Here is a 22844-nt window from a genome sequence, read left to right on the forward strand (position 1 = left end):
CCAGAAGGGCCAGCAGGGTCGATGGATGGTGTGCTGCAGAGCCACGCCCGGCGTACTTGCGGGTGATGTTGGAGATGTCGAGTTGGTCAACGACTTCGACAATGAAACGGGCCAAGTGGTCTTCTTTTAACCAGTCGTTCAGACAGGGTGGCAGCAGGTATGCAGTGTTCCTATCTACCGTCACAAACCGACTCATCTTGAACTCCCATACCAGGCAAAATCGACCTCCATTCTTAACGCGCCAGGCCGGGGTTTGATGACGAAAACTGAGAATAAATTGCGGGGAAAGCCCGACAGGCTGCTAGAAACGCGCCCTTGAGCAAGCCGTAGGACAGGAAGACCGGAACACTGAGCGGCCCGGTCGACAGGACAATGCCTGTGAGGAAACCGATCAACGCGCCCGCCAGTGCGAGGTGCCACAGTCGGGCCTTCCACTGCAGGCGTGCCAGCATGTGGCGCAGCGGGATCATGCCGAAGGAAAAACAGGCCGAGGGCCAGCTCGATGATGTGTGGGGACAGCACCAGCAGCGTGCGGGCGCCCAGGGCCGCCGCAGGGATGCCGGTGAGGGCGTAGGCCGCGACGGCTTTCCAGTCCACCTCGCGCCACCAGGCCAGCACACGCGACAGATTAGCCATCACCGCCGCGATGGCCATGATGGGCACCGCCTGTTTCGACCCGAAGGTGTAGACCAGCACCGGCAGCAGCATGATGGTAGAGCCTGTGCCTATGACACCGCTGACCCAGCCGGCCACAACACCGGCCAGCAGGACAAAGGCATAAGCCGTCACGGCGTCAGGCTCGCGCTGTCAAACGCGCAGCAAAAAGCCCCGCCGGCCGGGGCTTTTTGCGGAAGCGCCGCCATCTGTGGCGATGGTCGGGTGAAGGTCAGGAGGGCTTAGCCGCCCTTGTGCGGGCGCTTGCCAGGGTTCTTTTTGCTGCGCGTCCAGGTGCCGCGCTCCAGGCTGACCTTCTGGCCGCGACCGGCGGTGCGGGTCATGCCGGCTGCAGGTACGGGTTTAGGGGCGCAAATGTCGGCTTCGACGCGGATTTTTTTGGGCATGGAGGGCTCCGGGTTAGAAAAATGGCAGAACCCGTGATTTTAAGCTACCGCGCCGCGGTCCGGGAAGTGCGGTTCGCCCGGCCTTGCGCAGCGGACTTACATCGCCGCCCGCAGTGGCAAATTCACCAGCAGATTCTGCGGTTTGAGTTTCATCACCTGACCGGCATTCATCATCAACCCCAGGTAAACCGGCTTGCCGGCCACATCGGCGCGCATCTCCTGTGGGTTGGCAAAGTCCAGCCGAAACATGCTGACCAGGCGCTGCATGCGCTCGGGCGCCACCTCGCGGCCTTCGTACAGGTCGTTGAGCAGCGTCGTGGCCTCCACATCCAGGCCCACATGCCAGCGCCAAGCCTCGTCATCGACCTGTTGCAGCGGCCGGATACGCACGGCCACACCGAGAAAATGCTGCACCCATTTTTCCAGCACACGCGCCAGCGCCTTCAGGCCGGAGCGCGCGCGCGTCATGGTCAGCACCAGGCCGTGGCTGAGGTCGTTGCTGACTTCGTGGGTCAGGTCGAGCAGAAAGTTGTGCCTGTCGCTGGTGGGCCAATAGTCGGGCGCATTGCTGTCGGTCAGCACCTGCATGTCAACGCTGCGCAGCGGCGCTTTGGCCTCCGCGAGAAAGCGCCCGAAGTCACCCAGCCCGCCGTGATCATTGAGCATGTCCAGCCGGTCCCGGTCGCCGGCCAGCACCTGGCCGTCCTGGGTCGAGATGCGCTGGACGCGAAACAACATCTCGGCGGCCCGCACTTCATAAGCGTCGCTCGCGTCGTCCAGCAGGTTGCGGACGATGGCCTGAGCCAGCAGGTCAATAAACAGCGGCGGAATGCTGATGCTGCCGCTGCGAAACAGGCTGAGGTAATAGGCCTCCAGCGTACCGGCCTCCAGCAATCCGTCGCGAAAGCGCAGGAACAGGCTGTAGCTTTCGCGCGCGTCCTCGTCCTGCAGGGCCTGCAGGTCGGCCTCGGGCACGGGCCGCGAGGGCGCCAGCTGCAAGGCAGCATGCAGGGCCTGCTCGGCCGCGCAGGACTCGGGCAGCAGCGCGAGCTCGAGACGGGCCAGAAACAGGCGCAGGTAATCGTCGGTGGGCTGCAGCCAGCCGCGCGGGGTGCGCTGAAGCTGGGTGAAACCGCTGGAGGGCCAGAAATCTTGCATGGTGGCAATCGTCGCACATTGCTGGCAGTGGTTGATTTGCTATCTTTTTTATAGCTTATTACGCCCGTCACATAAGAGCTGGAGGCCGATTTGATACCAAAAAAAACCTCCCAATTGGCCTGCTGGAGGAAATTGACCCGCCGCCAGTGTTTTTTAGTTTGCGTACAGTGAGCCATCAACACGCCACAGCGTGCCAGATGGAGACACCCATGCCAGCAACCCAACCCCTGACCCGCCGGCGCCATGCAGTCCGCACCACCGCCCTGTTGCTCACCAGCCTGTGTGCAAGCGCGGTGCTGCCTGCCTACGCGCAATTTCCGACTGTCACCACGCGCACGGAGATCTGGAGCGGCAGTCACCCGCAAGCCAGCCGGGAGGCGGCGGAGCGCGCGCAGTGGGAGTTATGGCAGCTGCAGAGCGAGCAGCAGCGCCGCCAGCTTGAACTGACGCGCCAGCAGGACGCCCAGCTGCGCGAGCAAGCCCAGCGCAACGGCACCTGGGTGCCCACGCCGCCCGGCCTCAGCGACCAGGAGCGCGTCTGGCGCGACCAGCATCAGATGCAACACGAGGTATGGCGCCAGCAGCGCCAGCAGACGCGCCAGGACGACCGGCGGATACGTCAGGACAGCGAATCACCGGGCCAACGCGCGCTGCGTGAACAGGCTGAGAACCGTCGGCAACAGGGGCGCCTGTCCAGTGGAGACAAACGCTGACCGTCTGCGCCATGGCAGGCGCTCAGGGCGCGGTGCCGCGATAGAGCGTGGCTTCTTCTTCCAGCCAGGCACCAAACAGCGCGAGCGCCGTGTTGTCAGACTTCTGCTCGGGGTAGATGAAGTAATAACGCCGGTCGCTGAGAAACTCGTGCTTGACCAGCTCAACCAGCCGGCCTTGCGCCAGGTCATCTTCAATCAGGAAGCGCGGAATCAGCGCCAGCCCCTGGCCGTGGATGGTCGCTGCGGTAGTGATGGAAAACAGCTCCATGCGCGCGCCAGCCAGGTCGTTCTCGACCGCCAGCCCCAGCGAGCTGAACCACTGACGCCAGGCATAGGGCCGGGTGCTCATCTGCAGCAGCGGCAGGCCGTCAAAATCCGCAACCTTTAGCGTGCGCCGGGTCTTGACCAGCGCCGGGCTACCCACAGCCACAATGCTTTCATCCATCAGGAAGCAGGCCTCGGTGCCGGGCCAGCCGGCCTCGCCTGCGCAAATGGCGGCGTCCAGTGCGGTGTCGGCAAACAAAAAGGGCCGGGTGCGCGAGGACAGATGCACGGCGATGTCCGGATAGCGCTTGTGAAAACTGCCCAGCCGCGGCACCAGCCACTTGGCGGCAAAGGTCGGCACCACGCCGAGTTCGAGCGCGCCGCCGGCGCCGCCGCGCGCCATCATGTCCAGCGTGTCACGCTCCACGTCGTCCAGCCGGGAGCGCACATTGCGCGCGTAACTGGTGCCCGCCTCAGTCAGCAGCACGCCGCGCTTGGTGCGCCTGAACAGCTTGACGCTCAGAAAGTCTTCCAGGCCCGCAATCTGCCGACACACCGCGCTTTGCGTCACCGAATGTTCTTGCGCCGCCTGGGTGAAACTCTGGTGGCGCGCGGCGGACTCAAACAGGGCGAGCGCCGTGGTGGAAGGTATGTTGCGGCGCATCGGTCAGCTCCTCGATTTCAGGTTCGGAATTCGTTTTACGCACAGACATGTGCCAAATCATGGCTTGCGCAGGGGGGATGGCTCAGCGTATGCTCTGGAACACACCAGGATTTATTCCCGCCTGAGTTGCGATTTTCGCACACAGAACGCTTTCACCCCCGCACACCTCTGGAGACCTTCATGAGCACTTCCCCCAAAAAAGCCAGCTTCCACTGGGCCGACCCCTTGCTGCTGGACCAGCAACTGAGCGACGACGAACGCATGGTGCGCGAATCTGCAAGCGCCTACTGCCAGGACAAGCTGGCGCCGCGCGTGCTTGAGGCTTTCCGCCACGAGAAAACCGACGTGGCGATTTTTCGCGAAATGGGTGCACTCGGCCTGCTGGGTGCGACGATTCCCGAGGCCTACGGCGGCGCCGGCCTGAACTATGTCTGTTACGGCCTGGTGGCGCGTGAGGTCGAGCGGGTTGACTCCGGCTACCGATCCATGATGAGTGTGCAGTCCTCGCTGGTGATGGTGCCGATCAACGAGTTTGGCAATGAAGCAACCAAACAGAAATACCTGCCCAAACTTGCCAGCGGCGAATGGATAGGCTGCTTCGGCCTGACCGAGCCGAACCACGGCTCGGACCCCGCCGGCATGTTGACGCGTGCGCGCAAGGTAGCGGGCGGTTATTCGCTGACTGGCAGCAAGATGTGGATCACCAACAGCCCGATCGCCGACGTATTTGTGGTCTGGGCCAAGGACGACGAAGGCGCGATCTGCGGCTTTGTGCTCGACAAGGGCAGCAAGGGCCTGAGCACGCCAACCATCCACAGCAAGGTCGGCCTGCGCGCCTCGGTCACCGGCGAGATCGTCATGGACGGGGTGTTCTGCCCCGAAGAAAACGCCTTCCCGGAAGTGCGTGGCCTCAAGGGCCCGTTCACCTGCCTGAACTCGGCGCGTTACGGCATTGCCTGGGGCGCGCTGGGTGCGGCCGAGGACTGCTTCGACAAGGCGCGCCAGTACACCATGGACCGCAAGCAGTTCGGCCGCCCGCTGGCAGCCAACCAGCTGATCCAGAAAAAACTCGCCGACATGCAGACCGAAATCGCGCTGGGCCTGCAGGGCTGTTTGCGCCTGGGCCGCATGAAGGACGAAGGCACGGCGGCGGTGGAGATCACCTCCATCATGAAACGCAACTCCTGCGGCAAGGCACTGGACATTGCCCGCATGGCGCGTGACATGCTGGGCGGCAATGGCATCAGCGACGAGTTCGGCGTGGCGCGGCATCTGGTCAACCTGGAAGTCGTCAACACCTACGAAGGCACGCACGATGTGCATGCGCTGATCCTGGGCCGCGGCATCACCGGCATCTCGGCGTTTTCCTGAGGTGATGAGCGCTACTGCAGCGCGTCCGCCGCCGCTGACCGGTGTGCGGGTGCTGGATTTGTCGCGCGTGCTCGCCGGCCCCTGGGCCGGGCAGTTGCTGGCCGACCTGGGCGCCGATGTGGTGAAAGTCGAAAAACCGGGCGCCGGCGACGACACACGGGCCTGGGGGCCGCCTTACCTCAAGGACGCCTCCGGCCGAGACACGGCCGAGGCGACGTACTTTCTCTGCGCCAACCGCAACAAACGTTCGGTCGCGATCGACATCGCCACGCCCGAAGGCCAGGCACAGGTGCGTGCGCTTGCGCAGCAGGCCGATGTGCTGCTGGAGAACTTCAAGGTCGGCGGGCTCAAGCGTTACGGGCTGGACTACGCCAGTCTCAAGGAGGCGAACCCGCGCCTGGTGTATTGCTCCATCACCGGTTTCGGGCAGACCGGGCCTTACGCAGCGCGCGCCGGTTATGACTTTTTGATCCAGGGCATGGGGGGCCTGATGAGTGTGACCGGCCAGCCCGACGGCGAGCCGGGCGCGGGTCCGCAAAAGGTCGGCGTGGCACTGACCGACATCATGACCGGGCTCTACGCGACGATTGCGGTGCAGGCGGCGCTGGCCGAACGCGCAACATCCGGACTCGGACAACACATCGATTTGGCGCTGCTGGACGTGCAGATCGCCTGCCTGGCGAACCAGGCGTCCAACTACCTGGCGGGCGGCCTGGTGCCGCGCCGCATGGGCAATGCACACCCCAACATCGTGCCCTACCAGGCCTTTCCCACGGCCGACGGCGACATCATTCTTGCGGTCGGCAACGACAGCCAGTTTGCGAAATTCTGCGCCGTGGCCGACCACGCGGAGTGGTCCAGCGATGAGCGGTTTTCGAGCAACGCGCAGCGGGTAGCGAACCGCGCCGTGCTGGTGCCGCTGCTGCGCCAGGCGACGGTGATGCGAACCTCCGCCGACTGGATTGCCACGCTGGAAGCAGCCGGTGTGCCCTGCGGCCCGATCAATCACATCGACGAGGTGTTTGCCGACCCGCAGGTGCAGGCGCGTGGCCTGCACATCACCCTGCCGCACCCGCTGGCCGGCAGCGTGCCGCTGGTGGCCAACCCGATCCGGCTGTCGGGCTCTCCTGTGACCTACCAGCGCCCACCGCCATTGTTGGGGGAGCACACGGCCGAGGTGCTGGCGCAGTGGCTGTCACCGGAGGATGAAGAACGCTACGCAGATCCCTCTTGAGCATGCGAAGTAAGCCGGGGAGCCCTCACCCTAGCCCTCTCCCAGAGGGAGAGGGGGAAAGAGGCCCGTCTTTGCTCCCTCTCCCTCTGGGAGAGGGCAGGGGTGAGGGCAAGCGGCGCACAAGGAGAGGAGTAGTTACGTTTTGAGAAAAATCAGCCTCCAGCCCTTGACTGGCGGTCGCAAGCAGCTATTTATTTGATAGCGAAGCTGCAACACCCTGATGGCCTCCCGCCGTGGTGCGCAGGCGCGACACAGCGGCAGGCAGGTCTTTCCACGCTGCCTGGCCCGGTGCGTACCGGCTGCGCATGTAACTCGCCAGTGCTGCGATCTGCGTATCGTCCAGGCTGTGGCGAAACGCCGGCATGAAGCCCACCTGTGCCGACACCGGCTCGCGGATGCCGTCCAGGATCACGCGCACCAGATTGTCGGGTCGCTCACTGTGCAGCTTGCTGTTGAGCGCCAACGGCACGTTGACGCCCAACAAGGTCGGCCCGTCACCGTCGTGGTGACAGGACGCACAAGCCCCGTTGAACAGGCGCTGGCCCAGACCGGGCAGGGCTAGCGTCGTGGCCTGCGCGGACAGCACCGCCTGACGCGCACGCGCGGCTGCCTCGCTGTCGGCCAGCGGCTCGTTGTAGGACGCCAGGTAAGCGGCCATGGCGCGTATGTCCGGGTCCGGCAATGAAGCCAACTCTTTCACCACAGGCGCCATCGGCCCTGCGGCGATGCCGTGCTGCGGTGAGTGGCCGGTGCGCAGGTAGCTGTACAACTGCTCGGAGGTCCAGGGCACGGGCGCGCGCGACAGCGCGGTCAGCGCCGGTGCTTCCCAGCCGTCGACCACGGCGCCACTCAAAAACGCCTTGCCGCCGCGCTCGGCGCCAAAGGCGCTGCGCGGCGTGTGGCAGGCGCCGCAATGGCCCAGACCATTGACCAGGTAGGCGCCGCGGTTCCATTCCACGGTCTGCGTCGGCTCAGGCTGGTAGGGCGTGGGGTCATGAAACAAGGCGTTCCAGCCGGCCATCAGCGGCCGCACGCTGAACGGAAACGCCAGTTGCGTGGCCGGCGTTTCCGAGCGCACCGCCGGCTGGGCCATCAGCCAGGCGTACAGCGCCGTCAGGTCCTCATCGCTGGTTTTGGCAAAGGCCGTGTAGGGGAAGGCCGGGTACAGGTGGTGACCGTCGCGCGAGATGCCGTCACGCATGGCGCGCTGGAAAGCACTGAACGACCACAGGCCGATCCCGGTCTCGGGATCGGGTGTGATGTTGGTGGTCACTATCTGTCCGAAGGGCGTGTCCATGGCAAGACCGCCCGCATTGACCACGCCGCCCGGTGCGGTGTGGCAACCCACGCAGTTGCCCACGGCAGCCAGCTGGCGGCCGCGCTCCAGCGTGGCTGCGGTGTAGATGGACGCGCTGCTGCTGACCACCGGCGAAAAAACCGGTGCGATGGCCGGGCGCCAGCCGAGCAGCGCAGCGGCGATGCCGAACACGCTGGCCAGGACCGCACCGCCGCGCGCCCAGGCCTTCCGGTTTCGGGGCCACACCGCCGTTGCGGGCAGACGGCTGCTGGACGGTTCCGGGACAGACGGCAAGCGGGCTGGTTCACTGCCGGGCGCTGGGTTCAGCGCCGCGCGAATCACTTCGGGCGTGAACGGCGGCTGGCGAAAACGCACGCCGGTCGCGTCAAAAATCGCGTTGGCGATCGCGGCCGTTCCGGGCACCGAGGCCGACTCGCCGACGCCCAGCGGCGGCTCGCCGGGCCGGGCCATGGTCACCACCTCAATCACCGGCACATCGCGGAAATTAAGGATGGGGTACGCGCCCCACTCCAGGCTGCTGACGGCGCCGGTCACCGGGTTCAGCGTGACCTGCTCGGTCAGTGCGCGGCTGGCGGTCTGCACCACATTGCCGTGAATCTGGTGCTGCACGCCAGCCGGGTTGATCAGCGTGCCGGCGTCGTGGCCGACCACCACGCGCCGCACAAACACCTCACCCGTCTTGCGGTTGACCTCGACGTCGGCCACCCAGGCGGCCCAGGCCGCGCCGAAGCCCGGCCACTTGCTGTGCACATAACGCGCATAGGCAACCCCTTGGCCGTGCACGATGTCCGATGCCTCGCTGGCCTCACCGGCCTGCTGTTGCGGCTGCGTGTGCACCTTCCACTGCGCGCGCTCGGCCGTGGCGCGCACCAGCTCGGCGGCACGCGGCTCGCTGAGGTAACGCAGGCGGAACTCCAACGGGTCGACACCGGCCGCGGTGGCCAGCTCGTCGATGTAGGACTCGTGCGCAAAGGAGTTGGGCAGGGCCGACACGCCGCGCAGCCAGGAGGCGCGCAACATGGGCGCCATATCGTTGACGCTGATGCGCAGGTTGTCCCAGGCGTAGGGCGGGCGCGCACTGCGGTCGCCCATCTCGTAGGCCTGCGCGACGGGCTCGATGGTGCGGGTCAGCAGCAGCGCCAGCGTCGGTGAGCCGTTGGACGGGTAAGAGGTCTGAAAATCGTAGGCGGCGACCGAGCCGTCGTCATTGAGGCCGCCACGCACCTGCATCAGTTGCGCTGCGCCCTTGGGCTCCCAGGCGTGTTCCTGCTCACGCGTGAGCTGCACGCGCACCGGCGCACCGACGGCGCGCGACAGCAGCGCCGCGTCAGCCGCCACGTCGTCAGCGCAATTGCGCCCGTAACAACCGGCCGCCTCCATGCGGACCACGTCAATGGCCACATCGGCCAGACCCATCAGGCGCGACAGGTCGGCGCGCAACACATGCGGGTTCTGCGTGCCGGCCCAGACCGTCAGGTGATGTTCCGCCGCCGGGCCGCTCCCAAGGCGGGACGCGGCCCCCTCGGGGGGCAGTGAACCCCACGAAGTGGGCGAACGTGGGGGCTCTTCAGCCTTCCAATCGGCCAAGGCACAGGACGGGCCGATGGCGCCGTGCATCTGGTACGGCCAGACATAGTTGCGCGCCATGGCCTGCGCGGCGCCAGCAATCGCCGCATCCACATCACCTTCATCCACCAGCCTGCGCTGCGTCGACGGGTTGCCCTGTATCGCCTTTTCGAGGTCATCCAGATTCTGCAGGCCCGGCCAGGACTTCCAGGCCACACGTATTTCGCGCAAGGCCTGTTCAGCGTGTTCTTCGCGCTCGGCCACGATGCCGACAAAATCGCGGATCACGACCACGGCACGAATGCCGGGGATGTGCGCGATGGAAGATTCGTCCACAGACTCCAGCGTGTTGCCAATGAAGTCGCCATGGTCCGCGCCCGCGTAAGGCGGCCGTACGACGCGGCCATGCAGCATGCCCGGCACACGCATGTCGTGCACAAAGGTCAGCGCACCGGTGGCCTTGGCGGGAATGTCCACCCGCGGTGAACTGGTGCCGACCACGCGGTAGTCCTGCGGCGCCTTCAGCGCCGTGTTGAGCATCAAAGACAGCTCGACATGTTGCTGCGCCAGCAAGGCACCGTAGACCACCGAGCGTGCCCCGGCCCCAGCCACGCTGACCACGCCATCCCGCACCTCCAGCAGGGATGCGTCCACACCCAGATGCGCGGCTGCGCGCTCCACCAGCCAGGCGCGCGCCTGCGCGGCGGCGGCCCGCAAAGGCACCGAATGGATCTGTATCGACGCGCTGGCAATCGTCGCGCCCTGGTTGGGCGCGCGCGCCGTGTCGCCCAGCACCATGTGGATGCTGCCCAGCGCCACGTCGAGTTCTTCCGCCACGATCTGGCCCAGCGCCGTGCGTATGCCAGTGCCCAGGTCCACATGGCCGTTCAACGCCGTGACGCTGCCGTCATCCCACACAGCAAGCAGGATTTCCACGCCTTCGAGCGGATTGGCCGTGATCAGCGCGGGCTGCCCGGGGCTGGGCGGCAGCGCGGGCGGTGGCTCGCGGGTGACCAGCAGCACACCGCCAGCCGCATGGAAGCCGGCACGTGTCAGCGGGGTGTCGGCGCGGCGCGTCATGGACTGCCTGCTTGCACTGCCGCTTGCGAAGTCTTCTGCATCAACAAGGCGGCGCGCCGGACCGCCTTCAGTATTTCCAGGTGGGTACCGCAACGGCAAAGGTTGCCGGAGAGTTCGCTGCGTATCTCCTCGTCCGTCGGGTCGGGCTTGCGCGCCAGCAGCGCGGCCGTCATCATGATCATGCCGCTCAGGCAGTAGCCGCACTGGGCCGCCTGCTCGTCAATGAACGCCTGCTGCACTGGATGCAGGGCGCCCGGCGAGCCCAGTCCTTCCAGTGTGGTGATGGCCCGGCCGGCCACGCCACAGGCGGGGATCACGCAGGACCTTGCTGCCACACCATCGACCAGCACGGTGCAGGCGCCACATTCACCGAGGCCGCAGCCGTACTTGGGGCTGTTCAGGCCGAGGTCGTTGCGCAGCAGGGTCAGCAAGCTGACCTGCGGCGACACCGCCAGAGTCCGCGCCACGCGGTTCACGCTGAGGCTGACAAGATGCGAGGTCATGGATGCGTTTGCAAGCCCGGGTCTCTACCGTGAACAACCAGCCATCCGACCGAAGCCGCAACGGGTTTTCAACAGGAGTCTGGGACGGGCTGGATGCATGATGCGCTTCTGAGAGTGAGTGAGATAACGACAAAAAGCGCGCTACACACTGAGGTAGGCGCGCCGCACCTCGTCGTTGGCCGATAGCTCGGCCATGGACCCCTCGAAACGGATCTGGCCCTTTTCGAGCACATAGGCCCGGTCCGACACCAGCTCCGCAAAATGCATGTTCTGTTCGGACAGCAAAATACTGACGCCCTGCGACTTGAGTTCCAGAATCATGTGTGCCATCTGCTCGACGATCACCGGCGCCACACCTTCCGAGGGCTCGTCCAGCAGGACCAGGTAGGGGTTGCCCATCAAGGTTCGCGCGACGGTCAACATCTGCTGCTCGCCGCCGCTCATGCGGCCCCCCTGGCGGTCCGGCATCTCGCCAAGGTTTGGAAACAGCTTGAACAGACGCTCGGGCGTCCAGACTGGCGCCGCAATGCCGTCAGGCCAGAAGCGTGGCGGCTGCCGTCCCACTTCCAGGTTCTCCATCACCGTCAGGTCGGTGAAGATGCGCCTGTCTTCCGGCACAAACCCCAGACCCATGCGCGCCGCGTGATGGGGTTCACTTTTGGAGATGTCGGTACCCAGGAAGGAAACACTGCCGCGCCGCTTGTCCAGCATACCGATCAGCGTTTTGAGCGTCGTGGATTTGCCGGCACCATTGCGCCCCATCAGGGCCACCACTTCACCGCGTCGCACTTCGATGCCCACGTCGTAGAGGATCTGGGCGGCGCCATACCAGGCACATAGGCCTTTGCCCTGAAGCAGAATGTCCGTGGCAGCAGTCATGTCGCCGCTTCCTTGTCGATCGCCTTTTTCTCGAAGGTTTTGCCGCTGCCGAAATAGACCTCCTGGACTTGGGGGTGATCGCGAATCTCCAGCGGTTTGCCCTCGGCAATCAGCCGCCCCCGCGCCAGCACAATCATGCGGTCGGCATAGGCAAACACCACATCCATGCTGTGCTCGGTGAACAGCACCGCCATGCCGCGGTCGACGACCAGTTGTTTGGTCAGGGCCATCAGGTCGTTGCGCTCTTTGGGGGCCATGCCGGCCGTGGGCTCGTCCATCAGCAGCAGCTTGGGGTTGTTGGCCATGGCCATGGCGAGCTCCACGCGTTTGACGTCACCATAGGCCAGCACGCTGCAGGGCCGGTCGGCCTGCGCTTTCATGCTGACCTGATCAAGCAGCACCAGCGCCTCTGCACGTTTGTGGTCAGCGGCTCGGCGCCACATTGCAAACAGTTTGCGGTCCGAGGACAGCAGCGCCATCTGGACGTTTTCCACCACGGTCAGCGATGAAAAGGTTTCTGCAATCTGGAACGTCCGACTCACGCCAAGCCGCCAGATATCACGCGGGGCCAAGCCGATCAGCTCCTGGCCGTCCAGCTGGATCGAACCCGCATCGGCGCGCATCTGACCATTGACCATGTTGAAGGTGGTGGACTTGCCGGCGCCGTTGGGGCCGATCAGCGCCAGCAACTCGCCGGCGGCCAGTTCGAAACTGATGCCGTCCACCGCCTTGACGCCACCGAACGATTTGCCCAGACCGGATACTTTGAGCAGGCTCATGACTGCCCCTCCTTCGCGCCGCGCAGGCGCGACAGCAGTTGCTGGACAAAGCCGGCAATCCCTTGCGGAAACAGCAGCACCAGGATCAGGATGATGGCGCCCAGCATGGCGCGCCAGTAATCGGTGTTGCGCGCCACTGTGTCGTGCAGCCAGGTGAAGGTGACGGCGCCCACGATAGGCCCCACCAGCGTCTGCACGCCGCCCAGCAGCACCATGACCAGGCCGTCGATGGATTTACTCACATGCAGGGTTTCCGGAGAAATGCTGCCTTTGGAAAACGCATAAAGTGCACCGGCCAGGCCCGCGAAAGTGCCGGCGATGACAAAAGCCACCCATTGCAGGCGCTTGACGTTGATGCCGATCGCGTCGGAGCGAACGACCGAATCGCGTGCAGCACGCATGGCATAACCAAAGGGCGAATACAACATACGGTGCATCATCAGCACAGCCCCGGCCACCAGTGCCAGCGTCAGGTAGTAGTACATCTTTTTGTCGGCCAGCCATTCTGACGGCCAGACGCCGGTCAGCCCATTGCTGCCACCGGTGAAAGCGTCCCACTGGTAGGTGATGGCCCAGGTGATCTGGGCAAACGCCAGCGTCAGCATGGCCAGGTACACCCCCGACAACCGCACGCAGAACCAGCCGTAGATAAAAGCGCCCAACGCCGCCAGCGCGGGCGCAACCACCAGAGCCACCTCCATCGGCAGGTTCAGGTTGCGCACCAGCAGGGCCGCGCCGTAGGCACCCAGGCCGAAGTAGGCCGCGTGGCCGAAGGAATGCATGCCGGCCGGTCCCATGATGAAGTGCAGGCTGGCCGCAAACAGCACGGCCACCAGCAGGTCGATCAGCAGGACCGTCACATAGGGCGACTGTGCGGTCAGCGCAGGCATCAGGACCAGCAGGGCCAGCAGGGCGGCGCCGCCGTACTTGTAGAGGCGATCGGGCGGCCGCAGCGGCTCCTCGGCCGTGCCCGTATGGCGGCTGGTCGCCTGGGGCCGGCCAAACAGCCCCCAGGGCCGGGCCACCAGTACGACGGCCATCACGAGAAACTCCACCACCAGGGTGAGTTTGGAAAACGAAATACTGACGCCCCAGATTTCCACCAGGCCGAGCCAGATGCAGATGGCCTTCAGCTCGGCAATCAGCAGCGCCGCCACATAGGCGCCGGGGATCGAGCCCATGCCGCCGACCACCACCACCACAAACGCGGCCCCGATGATGTTCAGGTCCATCTCGAGGTTGGCCGGCTCGCGCGGCAACTGTAATGCCCCGCCCAGGCCGGCCAAAAAGGCACCTAACGCAAACACCGCCGTGAACAGCCAGGCTTGGTTGACACCGAGCGCGCTGACCATCTCCCGGTCCTGCGTGGCGGCGCGAACCAGCGTGCCCCAACGCGTTTTGGTCAACAGCAGCCAGAGCAGCCCAAGAACCACCGGGCCAGCGACGATCAGAAAAAGGTCGTAAGTTGGAAACTGCCTGCCGAGGATGGAGACAGAACCGCTCAAGCCAGGCGCCCTGGGACCCAGCAACTCCTCAGGGCCCCAGTACCACAAGACCGCGTCCTTGATGACCAGCCCGAGCGCGAAAGTTGCCAGCAACTGGAACAGCTCGGGGGCGCGGTAAATGCGGCGCAACAGCAATACTTCGACCAGTGCACCCAGCACCCCCACCGCCATGGCAGCCAGCAGCAGTGATGGCCAGAACCCGATGCTGCCGCCCAGATTGGCCACCAGCGAATAGGCCACATAAATGCCGACCATGAAAAACGAGCCGTGCGCAAAATTGACGATGCGGGTTACGCCAAATATCAGCGACAAGCCCGCTGCCACCAGAAACAACGACGACGCGCCAGCCAGGCCATTGAGCAGTTGGACGACAAAGCCTGAAAAATTCATACTGGCATGGACCTGTTTTGATTGAAAGTGCGCACCTCAGTGCGCCGGGGTGCAGGCCTCAAGCCAGGCCATCAAACTCAGTTGTTCGCGTCAAGCGGGCGCAGCTTTTTGACTTCTGCATCAGTCGGCTGAAATTTGGCGCCATCGGCATAACGATAGTCCACCATCACGCCCTTGCCACCCTCATTTTTTGTGCGTCCTACAAACGCGCCCATGGTCGATTGCTGGTCCTGGGTGCGGTAAACCACCGGACCAAACGGCGTACTGACCTTCAGGCCACGGAAAGCAGCAATCATCTTCTCGGTGTCTGTGGACTTGGCTTTTTTCATGCCCTCCGCCAGCGACTTGATGGCGCTGTAGCCCACGACGGAACCCAGCCGCGGATAGTCGTTGTATTTGCCGTGGTAGGCCAGGAAGAAGGCCTTGTGTTCAGGCGTCTGGATGCCGTACCAGGGGTATCCGGTGACCAGCCAGCCGTTGGGCGCCTCGTCCTTCAGCGGATCCAGGTACTCTGGCTCGCCGGTCAGCAGGCTGACGACTTCACGACCCTGGAACAGGCCGCGGGTGTTGCCCTCGCGCACGAACTTGGCCAGGTCGGCCCCAAAAAGCACATTGAAGATGGCGTCCGGCTTGGCATCCGCCAGGGCCTGAACCACGCTGCCGGAGTCCACCTTGCCAAGAGGCGGTGCCTGTTCGGCGACGAACTCGACATCGGGCTGCGCCTCTTTCAGCAGCTTTTTGAAACTGGCGGCGGCAGACTGACCGTATTCATAGTTGGGGTAGACCACGGCCCAGCGCTTTTTCTTCATCGCGGCCGCTTCGGGCACCAGCATGGCGACCTGCATGTAGGTCGAGGCGCGCAGGCGGAAGGTATAACGGTTGCCGTTTTGCCAGACGATCTTGTCGGTAAGCGGTTCGGCGGCGAGGAAGAAAAATTTCTTCTGTTTCGCGAAGTCCGTCAGCGCCAGGCCGATGTGCGAGAGAAAGGAGCCGGTGAGCACATCCACCTTCTCGCGCGAAACAAGCTCCTCGGCAGCACGGACCGCGTCACCTGGGTTGGCGTTGTCGTCGCGAACAATCAGTTCGATTTTTTTACCGTTGACACCACCGGCTGCGTTGATCTCCTCAACCGCGAGCTCCATGCCCTTCTTGTAGGGCTCGAGAAAGGCGGGCTGCGCCTTGTAGCTGTTGATCTCGCCGATTTTGATCACGCCTTGCGCTTGCGCTGTCACCAGCGAAGCCATCAGCCCCAGATAGGTCATCGTGCTGAGCACCTTGAATTGCATCTTCATGAAAAACTCCTGTTGTGGATCGGATTGATGTGAAAAAGCCCGGCGCCTACCGGAGGCCGTCTTCGCCCTTGATGTCGTGGATCTGCAATCCGCCCACGCGCGGTAGGGGTCGTCCACTGTCTGTCACAACGACAGCGACCACAATTTCATTGGCTCGCGGGGCGTCGGCCACGCGCGCCTCCATCGCATCGAAATGGCTCCGCACAAAGGCCGCGTCCTTGTGCCCCAGCGGCACATCGATCGCGGTACCCAGGCCGCCGCGTTTTTTGCTGGAAGGCACCAGGGCCGCGCCCTTCTCCACCGCCAGACGCAGGGGAGCGCCCAGCTTGGGGTGCAGGATGGCTGCGGCGTGTTCCAGCTCCCCCGCCTCGCCAACAATGGCCGCCTTGCCGTAGCTCTGCGCCTGGCCAGGCGCAATGCCCAGGGCCTCGACACATTTTTTCCCCAGTAGCGCGCCCAGTTCCTCGCCGATGCTGATCAGCTCATCGAGGTTCTCCTGATACACGCCGGCGAACGGGTTGGCGATCACCGCCATGGCCAGCGCCCTGCGCGTGGGCGGGTCGATGGGCTTGCCCATCTCCCGGTGAGTCTCGTCAACCTGGACAATGATTTTTCGAATGGTAGCTGTCATGTGTTTCCTGATGCTGGTTGCAATGGCGGGCAGTGGCAGCGCCGGTTCAGCGCAGGCCGTCCCATTTGCTGATGGCGCCTGCGGCGAGGCCGCCGACGCGCGCATGAATGCGCTGCCCCGTGCTCATCGCAAGGATAAAAACAATCTCGTCGGCCAGCGGCGCACCAGGAACGCGGACTTCGATGGCGTCAAAATGACTGCGTACATAAGCGGCATTGATATGTGTCATTGGCACGTCCAGCGCCGCCCCAGGGCCACCCACTTTTTTGGTCGAAGGCACGATGGACAGGGCATTGCCCGGGCGCCCGGTTTTTTCTTCGCCCTGCCCTTTGGCATAAGCCGATGAATCTCCCTTCCAGCCGAGAAGCTCACGCATGGCGTAACCGCCCGGCACATGCCAAAGGGCGCCATGCTCCAGTTCTCCGCTGGCACCTATGATGGCGCCCTTGCCGTAACCCTCGATACGCTCGGCGGGCACACCCATGGCCGCGAGCAGCTTGCGAGCCATCGTGAGCCCCACCGGCTCCAGCGCCGCCATCATGGGCAGGATGTCAGGCTCGTAACGCCCTGCGAACGGATTGGTCAACACCGCACCAATGGCACCGCGCAGCAGCGGGACATCGGCCACCGGACCGAATTCGTGACGAATCTGCTCCACGTGCGTGAAGATGCGTCGTAGTTCAATCATCGTTGGGAATCCATGTATTTCATTAAGCAAATACCGAACCAGCTTGCTGCCCGCTGTGCCGGGTATCCAGTGTTGCCATCGTTGCAGTATCGGTGCTGACGATCTGATTCTGACAAATCAGCGCAGCAGACCAGATCAGGCCCGCCGCACGCAGGGTCTGTGCGCGCCGCAGGCCCGCACGCAAGGCCTGCTGCACCAGGGTCGGCTCCAGCAAGGGGACCTCTACCGTAACAGGCAATGAACCGAGGTCGGAATCGTCTTTCAGTTCACAGGCAGGCCGCCGGATCACCCGGTCATCGTCAAGGTCTACCGCATTGGCAATCACTGTTGCGGCCACATCAGCCTCTGCCGCGGTACGCGCCAGCACCGTCACGCTGTCGGCAATGCCAAGCGAAAAACTCCTGCCGCGCCACCCGCTGGTGGCGACGCCGCGCACAGGCAGCAGGCCGGAAACCTTAAACTGGCCGTCGATCCGGATACCGTCGTGGATTTCGTAGTGGTCCAGTCGCGCCAGGTCTGCATAAAGTCCGATCTGCACCGACTGGGATGCCGCCAGATGCAGGGCAATGTCGCCGCCGTTGTTGACCCACGCGCGCGCCACACCTTCCACCGCATAAAAAGCGATGAGCTCCTGCGCGACGGCGCCCGCCACGGCGGCCATCGGCGTGATGAAGCTGCTTTTGTAGGGCTGGCAGGCCTGCCACATGCGCATGGCGACAGGCCCCTGCACGGGGCACAGGCCCTGCACCGGGCGCCGCAATGCGGGGAGCTCCTGCACGAGCTCCCCCAGGATGCTGCGAAAACGCCGCCAAGCCTGCTCATGCGCATCTTCCAGCGCCGACGGGTCCCCGCTTGCGCCAATCACAATGTCCATGGGCCCATGCTGAAAATGCCAGCGGCCGTCAGGAAAAAGCGAGCGTTGGGCGTCCATGTCAGCCGAGCAGGGGTGGCTGCGCCAGCGGCCAGGGGTTGGCGGCTGGCAAGGCCGCCCAGGCCAGGGAAGACGGCGCCCCTTCGTTGTGCCAGGCACCCCTGAGCAGCGCGTCTTCGAGCGTGCGTACATGGTCCATGTGCCCGCCAAGCGCGCGGTAATCGTCGAGCTTCATGCTGAATTCAATCGGCGCCACGAGAGCGGGCGTCGGCACGGTGCCAAAACTGTTGTCCGGCATGCGCATCACATCGGCCATGATGGTGATGCCACCGCCCGGCCAGACATAAGCCGGCGCGCCGCCGCAGGTGACATTGACCAGGGCGTTCTTGATGGCCCGGGTCAGAAGGACCGGGTTTTCGGTGACCCCCGCGCGCAGGCTGCCGCCAGCGCCGCCGAGAAACAGCACGGTAGACAGAGAGGGCTCGCAGTTCTCGCCGATACGCTCGACAATCAGGCGCACTTCCCCGGGGATGTCCTGCTCGACCGGATGAAGTTCTTCATTGAGCACATACCAGCTGGCATGCTCGCCGGTGGTAGACGTCATCAGCAGGCGCAAGCCCGGCCAGGCGACATCGGGGTCCCAGCTCTCGATGATGGACAGCGGCTCGGCGATGTCGGTGCCGCCCCAGCCGGTGCCCGGGTTGGCCACCTGAAAGTAACGGCCGGGCGTCGATTTTCTCCCGCGCATCTTGATGCCCGAGGCGCGCATGTCCAGACAGCGGCCCGCCTGGTGTTCGGTCAGAACCCCGGTGATATGGTCATCAACCACCACCACTTCATCGAGCTTGCCGAACAGCTGTTTCGCAAAGATGCCTATGGTTGCCGAGCCGCAACCCACACGCATGCGGCGCTCCTCCACACCGTTGACAATCGGCGCGCGGCCGGCCTGGATCACAATTTGCGAGCCCCCGTCAATCGTGAACTCAACCGCCTGCTTGTTACCCAGCGACTGCATCATGTCCATGGTGACGCGGCCTTCTTTCTTGCTGCCGCCAGTCAGGTGGTGCACGCCGCCAAGAGACAGCATCTGCGAGCCGTACTCTGCGGTCGTCACATGGCCGACCACCTCGCCCTTGCAACGCACGTTGGCCTGCTCGGCGCCGAGAAAGCGGTCGGTGTCAATCTTCACCTTGAGGCTGCAGTAACTGAAGATCCCTTCGGTGACCACCGTGACCATGTCGACACCTTCCACCTTCGACGACACGATAAAAGGCGCTGGCTTGTAGTCGGGATAGGTCGTTGACGAGCCCACGCCGGTGACAAACACCTCGTCGGCCAACACCAGGTCGCCGCTCCAGGCCGCCCCGGCCGGCGCCTCCTCCGGGGACGCGGTCACAGCAACTCGCCCGACAAAAGGAACCACCTTCGCCTCCGCATCTGACAGGGAGCGACGCAGCAAAAGCACGGGATCCACACGGACCAGGGTGCCGCTGCGGTTGGCATAACGGTCGCATGCCCCGCTGCGGCCCTCGGATATCTGGCACAACACGGGGCAGGCATTGCATTCTATTTTTTCGCTGTTCATGCGTTCATTGCGCGGCCTGGCCTTGTCCAGCACCTGGGTAAAAGCCGGCGTGTCCATGCCTGGCAAACCATCCGTCTTGGTATGTTCCGTCATCGTATCGGCCTCGTTATGGCTTGGCTGACCATCTTGGTGCACAAACACCAATGTAGTGCGCACTTAATTCATATGTTGCACTTGCTACATTCATGGTCAATGTAGCGCATAGATATTTCCGGCGCAATGGTATTTGCACGGCGGTTTCAGAATATTTCTCAAAAATGTTGCAAGCACTTAATTTAAATGTTGCGTTCACTACATTAATGTGGCACATTGCCCCATGCCCGACCACTTGCCTGCCCGGGCCGAGCCGCCAAAGGAAGTGCCGTGACCCATCTGGTAACCGACCCCTGCATCAAATGCAAATACACAGATTGCGTCGACGTCTGCCCTGTGGACTGTTTCAGGGAAGGCCAGGATTTTCTGGTCATTGACCCAGACGAGTGTATTGACTGCGCCGTCTGCATTCCCGAGTGCCCGGTCAATGCGATTTATGCTGACGAAGACATGCCCGGCGAGTTCAGCACCTTCCTGGAGCTCAACGCCCGGCTGTCACGACTCTGGCCTGCGATCTCCAGACGCGCCGACCCCTTTCCTGACGCGGCACAATGGAAGGATAAAACCGGTAAGCTGGCGGCCCTGGATCCCGGACTGCTGACAACGCCGCCTCTTTCCAACTGATCACCAACTCCCACTGTCCATCACCATGAGTGCTTTCAACGAAGAAACGGTCCTGTCTGTCCACCACTGGACCGACAAGCTGTTTACGTTCACTACCACCCGCGACACGTCCCTGCGGTTCAGCTGCGGCCACTTCACGATGATCGGCCTGCGCGTCAATGACAAACCACTGCTGCGCGCCTACAGCATCGTGAGCCCCAACCACGAGGAACATCTGGAGTTCCTGAGCATCAAGGTACCCGATGGCCCTTTGACCTCGCGCCTGCAGCACATGAAAGTCGGCGACAAGGTCATTGTCGGCCGCAAACCCACGGGCACGCTGGTTATCGACTACCTGTTGCCGGGCAAACGCCTGTACCTGCTGTCCACCGGCACCGGCCTGGCGCCTTTCATGAGCATCATCCGCGACCCGGACACCTATGAGCGTTTCGAGCAGGTGGTGTTGGTCCATGGCGTGCGGCAGGCCGACGAGCTGGCGTATCACGACCTGCTGGTCGAGCACCTGCCGCAGCATGAGTTTCTCGGGGACCTGATTTCCAAACAGCTGCTTTATTACCCGACGGTCACGCGTGAGAGCTACCGCACCATGGGCCGGGTCACGGACCTGATGGAAAGCGGCAAGATGTTTGAAGACCTGAAACTGCCGGCCCTGGATCCGGTCAGCGACCGGGTGATGATTTGCGGCAGCCCGGGCATGCTCAAGGATTTGAAACACATGCTGGAGCAAAAAGGCTTCCATGAGGGCAACACCTCCAAGCCGGGCGACTTCGTGATTGAGCGCGCCTTTGCAGAACAGTAGAGCACCGCTTTTCGCCTATCGGAAGCTACTGACCACGCCATGACCGCCAAACCCGTCAGCGACGTCAAGCCTGCGAGAACGACCAAGCCCGCTCGAGTCCGCACCCCCGCTCCCCGACTCGCGCCGGCAAAAAGACCGGGCGTGCGCGAGCGGGCGGCGCAGACCACGCGCGACAACATCCTGCGTGCCGCCACCAAGGTGTTTGCGCGTTACGGCTACGACGGCGGCAGTGTGGAAAAAATCTCCCGGTCGGCAAAATCCTTCGACCGGATGATTTATTACTACTTCGGCAGCAAGGAAGGCCTGTTCATCGAAGTGCTGGAGGACATGTACCGGCGCATGAACGATGCCGAGCTGGAACTGACACTGGACATCGAGCAGCCGGTGGAATCGCTCAAGGAAGTGATCAATTTTGTCGTCACCTATTACAGCAAGAACCCCGAATTCATCACGCTGCTGAATACGGAAAACCTGCACCGCGGCAAACACATTTCCAAGTCGGCCCGAGCGCGGGAGTATTCGTCGCCGGCCATCGCCATCATCCGGCAGTTGCTCGAAAGCGGCATCAGCAAGCGCGTCTTTCGCGATGGCATTTCCGCACGCAATGTCTATCTGCTGATCGCGGCGACAGGGTATTTCTATATTTCAAACCGCCACACCCTGTCGGCCTTTCTTGGCGAGGATCTGCAAACGCCAGAAGCGCTGGCGCAGTGGCAGGCATTCATTGTCAGCACCGTGCTGCGCACGGTGATGATCAACCCCTAACCCGTCAACAAGTCGCAAGAGGTCCCCCATGGCAGAAGCAGCAGTCAGCGGCAAGTCCGGAAAAGTCGTCATCACCAACATCGGCCTGCTGCTGTCTGGTGACATTGACCAGCCCATTCTGGACGCCGATACCATCGTGGTGAACGACGGCATCATCGTGGCGGTGGGCAAGGCCAAAGACTGCGACACGGCCCACGCACAGACCACCATCGACGCCCACCAGACCTGTGTGGTGCCCGGCCTGATCGACAGCCATGTGCACCCGGTCTTCGGCGACTGGACTCCGCGGCAGAACCAGATCGGCTGGATCGACTCGACCATGCATGGCGGCGTCACCACCATGATTTCCGCCGGTGAGGTGCACCTGCCTGGCCGGCCCAAGGACATCGTTGGCCTGAAAGCGCTGGCCATCACGGCGCAGCGCGCCTTCGACAACTTCCGGCCCGGCGGCGTGAAGGTACTGGCTGGCGCGCCCATCATTGAAAAAGGCATGGTCGAGCAAGACTTCAAGGAGCTGGCCGAGGCCGGCGTCACGCTGCTCGGCGAGGTCGGACTGGGTTCCGTGAAAGCGGGTTACGAGGCCAAGGAAATGGTGGCCTGGGCGCGCAAATACGGCATCCAGAGCACCATCCACACCGGTGGCCCCTCGATTCCCGGCTCCGGCCTGATCGACAAGGACGTGGTGCTGGAAGCCGACGCCGACGTGATCGGCCATATCAACGGCGGGCACACGGCGCTGTCAGAGCAGCATGTCTGCGAACTGTGTGAAAAATCCTCGCGTGCCATCGAGATCGTCCACAACGGCAACGAAAAAGTGGCGATTGCCGCCGCTCAGGCCGCGCTGCAGCTCAAATGCCCGCACCGCGTCATCCTGGGCACCGACGGCCCGGCGGGCTCGGGCGTGCAACCGCTGGGCATGCTGCGGCTGATCTCGCTGCTGTCCAGCCTGGGCAACATCCCGCCCGAGCTGGCCTTCTGTTTTGCCACCGGCAACACGGCGCGCATCCGCAA

Annotated in this window: 20 protein-coding genes and 2 pseudogenes; 7 read left to right on the forward strand and 15 right to left on the reverse strand. The window is 63.7% G+C overall.

The window, feature by feature from the left end:
• The 4 genes and pseudogenes from ACESMT_RS16615 to ACESMT_RS16630 all read right to left on the reverse strand — a co-directional run.
• Window positions 1-196, reverse strand: a pseudogene (locus ACESMT_RS16615) (IS5/IS1182 family transposase); the annotation flags it as partial.
• A gap of 103 nt (window positions 197-299) precedes the next feature.
• Window positions 300-789 (reverse strand): annotated as a pseudogene (locus tag ACESMT_RS16620) (sulfite exporter TauE/SafE family protein); the annotation flags it as partial.
• Window positions 790-896: 107 nt separating this feature from the next.
• The gene (locus tag ACESMT_RS16625; protein WP_372827713.1) at window positions 897-1061 is read right to left on the reverse strand and encodes a hypothetical protein; all 165 of its coding nucleotides are present in this window, start codon (window positions 1059-1061) and stop codon (window positions 897-899) included.
• 96 nt (window positions 1062-1157) lie between these two features.
• Window positions 1158-2219, reverse strand: a complete 1062-nt coding sequence (locus tag ACESMT_RS16630; RefSeq protein ID WP_372827714.1) for a DUF6352 family protein — start codon at window positions 2217-2219, stop codon at window positions 1158-1160.
• Window positions 2220-2428: 209 nt separating this feature from the next.
• On the opposite strand from ACESMT_RS16630, the gene ACESMT_RS16635 reads away from it, so the two are divergent.
• Window positions 2429-2932 (forward strand): hypothetical protein, encoded by a 504-nt coding sequence (locus ACESMT_RS16635; RefSeq protein WP_372827715.1) that lies wholly within the window; start codon window positions 2429-2431, stop codon window positions 2930-2932.
• 22 nt (window positions 2933-2954) lie between these two features.
• Here the strand turns inward: ACESMT_RS16635 and ACESMT_RS16640 are convergent, their stop codons facing one another.
• The gene (locus ACESMT_RS16640; RefSeq protein ID WP_372827716.1) at window positions 2955-3860 is read right to left on the reverse strand and encodes a LysR substrate-binding domain-containing protein; all 906 of its coding nucleotides are present in this window, start codon (window positions 3858-3860) and stop codon (window positions 2955-2957) included.
• A gap of 180 nt (window positions 3861-4040) precedes the next feature.
• Here ACESMT_RS16640 and ACESMT_RS16645 point away from each other — a divergent pair, with 180 nt between their 5' ends.
• Both ACESMT_RS16645 and ACESMT_RS16650 read left to right on the forward strand, forming a co-directional pair.
• Window positions 4041-5231, forward strand: coding sequence for an acyl-CoA dehydrogenase (locus tag ACESMT_RS16645; protein WP_372827717.1), 1191 nt, complete (start codon window positions 4041-4043; stop codon window positions 5229-5231).
• A 4-nt stretch (window positions 5232-5235) separates the two neighbouring features.
• Window positions 5236-6465, forward strand: coding sequence for a CaiB/BaiF CoA transferase family protein (locus tag ACESMT_RS16650; RefSeq protein ID WP_372827718.1), 1230 nt, complete (start codon window positions 5236-5238; stop codon window positions 6463-6465).
• 187 nt (window positions 6466-6652) lie between these two features.
• On the opposite strand, the gene ACESMT_RS16655 is transcribed toward ACESMT_RS16650, so the two are convergent.
• The 10 genes from ACESMT_RS16655 to ACESMT_RS16700 form a co-directional block, all read right to left on the reverse strand.
• Window positions 6653-10429, reverse strand: coding sequence for a molybdopterin cofactor-binding domain-containing protein (locus tag ACESMT_RS16655; protein ID WP_372827719.1), 3777 nt, complete (start codon window positions 10427-10429; stop codon window positions 6653-6655).
• Entirely contained in the window at window positions 10426-10932 is a 507-nt protein-coding gene (locus tag ACESMT_RS16660; protein ID WP_372827720.1) for a (2Fe-2S)-binding protein, read from the reverse strand. Before ACESMT_RS16660 ends, ACESMT_RS16655 begins: the two co-directional genes overlap by 4 nt.
• A 141-nt stretch (window positions 10933-11073) precedes the next feature.
• Window positions 11074-11811, reverse strand: coding sequence for an ABC transporter ATP-binding protein (locus tag ACESMT_RS16665; RefSeq protein ID WP_372827721.1), 738 nt, complete (start codon window positions 11809-11811; stop codon window positions 11074-11076).
• Window positions 11808-12590 (reverse strand): ABC transporter ATP-binding protein, encoded by a 783-nt coding sequence (locus ACESMT_RS16670; protein WP_372827722.1) that lies wholly within the window; start codon window positions 12588-12590, stop codon window positions 11808-11810. Before ACESMT_RS16670 ends, ACESMT_RS16665 begins: the two co-directional genes overlap by 4 nt.
• Window positions 12587-14485 (reverse strand): ABC transporter permease, encoded by a 1899-nt coding sequence (locus ACESMT_RS16675; protein ID WP_372827723.1) that lies wholly within the window; start codon window positions 14483-14485, stop codon window positions 12587-12589. Before ACESMT_RS16675 ends, ACESMT_RS16670 begins: the two co-directional genes overlap by 4 nt.
• Window positions 14486-14562: 77 nt before the next feature.
• Window positions 14563-15771 carry an ABC transporter substrate-binding protein gene (locus ACESMT_RS16680; protein ID WP_372827732.1) on the reverse strand — a complete coding sequence of 403 codons (1209 nt, stop codon included), beginning with the start codon at window positions 15769-15771 and terminating at the stop codon, window positions 14563-14565.
• 52 nt (window positions 15772-15823) lie between these two features.
• A complete protein-coding gene (locus tag ACESMT_RS16685) occupies window positions 15824-16408 on the reverse strand; it encodes an amino acid synthesis family protein (RefSeq protein WP_372827724.1) in 585 nt (194 codons plus the stop codon).
• A 46-nt stretch (window positions 16409-16454) separates the two neighbouring features.
• On the reverse strand, window positions 16455-17096 hold the full coding sequence (locus tag ACESMT_RS16690) for an amino acid synthesis family protein (protein ID WP_372827725.1): 642 nt from the start codon (window positions 17094-17096) through the stop codon (window positions 16455-16457).
• Window positions 17097-17118: 22 nt separating this feature from the next.
• Entirely contained in the window at window positions 17119-18027 is a 909-nt protein-coding gene (locus ACESMT_RS16695) for a UPF0280 family protein (RefSeq protein ID WP_372827726.1), read from the reverse strand.
• Between the two features lies 1 nt (window position 18028).
• Window positions 18029-19645, reverse strand: coding sequence for a 6-hydroxynicotinate reductase (locus ACESMT_RS16700; protein WP_372827727.1), 1617 nt, complete (start codon window positions 19643-19645; stop codon window positions 18029-18031).
• 270 nt (window positions 19646-19915) lie between these two features.
• Here ACESMT_RS16700 and fdxA point away from each other — a divergent pair, with 270 nt between their 5' ends.
• From fdxA to ACESMT_RS16720, 4 genes are all read left to right on the forward strand, one after another.
• Window positions 19916-20269, forward strand: coding sequence for a ferredoxin FdxA (fdxA, locus tag ACESMT_RS16705; RefSeq protein WP_372827728.1), 354 nt, complete (start codon window positions 19916-19918; stop codon window positions 20267-20269).
• A gap of 25 nt (window positions 20270-20294) precedes the next feature.
• Window positions 20295-21068: a ferredoxin--NADP reductase gene (locus tag ACESMT_RS16710; RefSeq protein WP_372827729.1), complete on the forward strand. Its 774-nt coding sequence runs from the start codon at window positions 20295-20297 to the stop codon at window positions 21066-21068.
• Between the two features lie 39 nt (window positions 21069-21107).
• Complete coding sequence (locus tag ACESMT_RS16715) at window positions 21108-21833, forward strand: TetR family transcriptional regulator (protein ID WP_372827730.1); 726 nt, start codon at window positions 21108-21110, stop codon at window positions 21831-21833.
• Window positions 21834-21861: 28 nt separating this feature from the next.
• Window positions 21862-22844: Enamidase (locus ACESMT_RS16720; RefSeq protein ID WP_372827731.1), on the forward strand; the 983-nt coding region annotated here is incomplete at its 3' end.

The sequence above is a fragment of the Polaromonas sp. genome (assembly GCF_041689105.1).
Classification (GTDB): Bacteria; Pseudomonadota; Gammaproteobacteria; order Burkholderiales; family Burkholderiaceae_C; genus Polaromonas.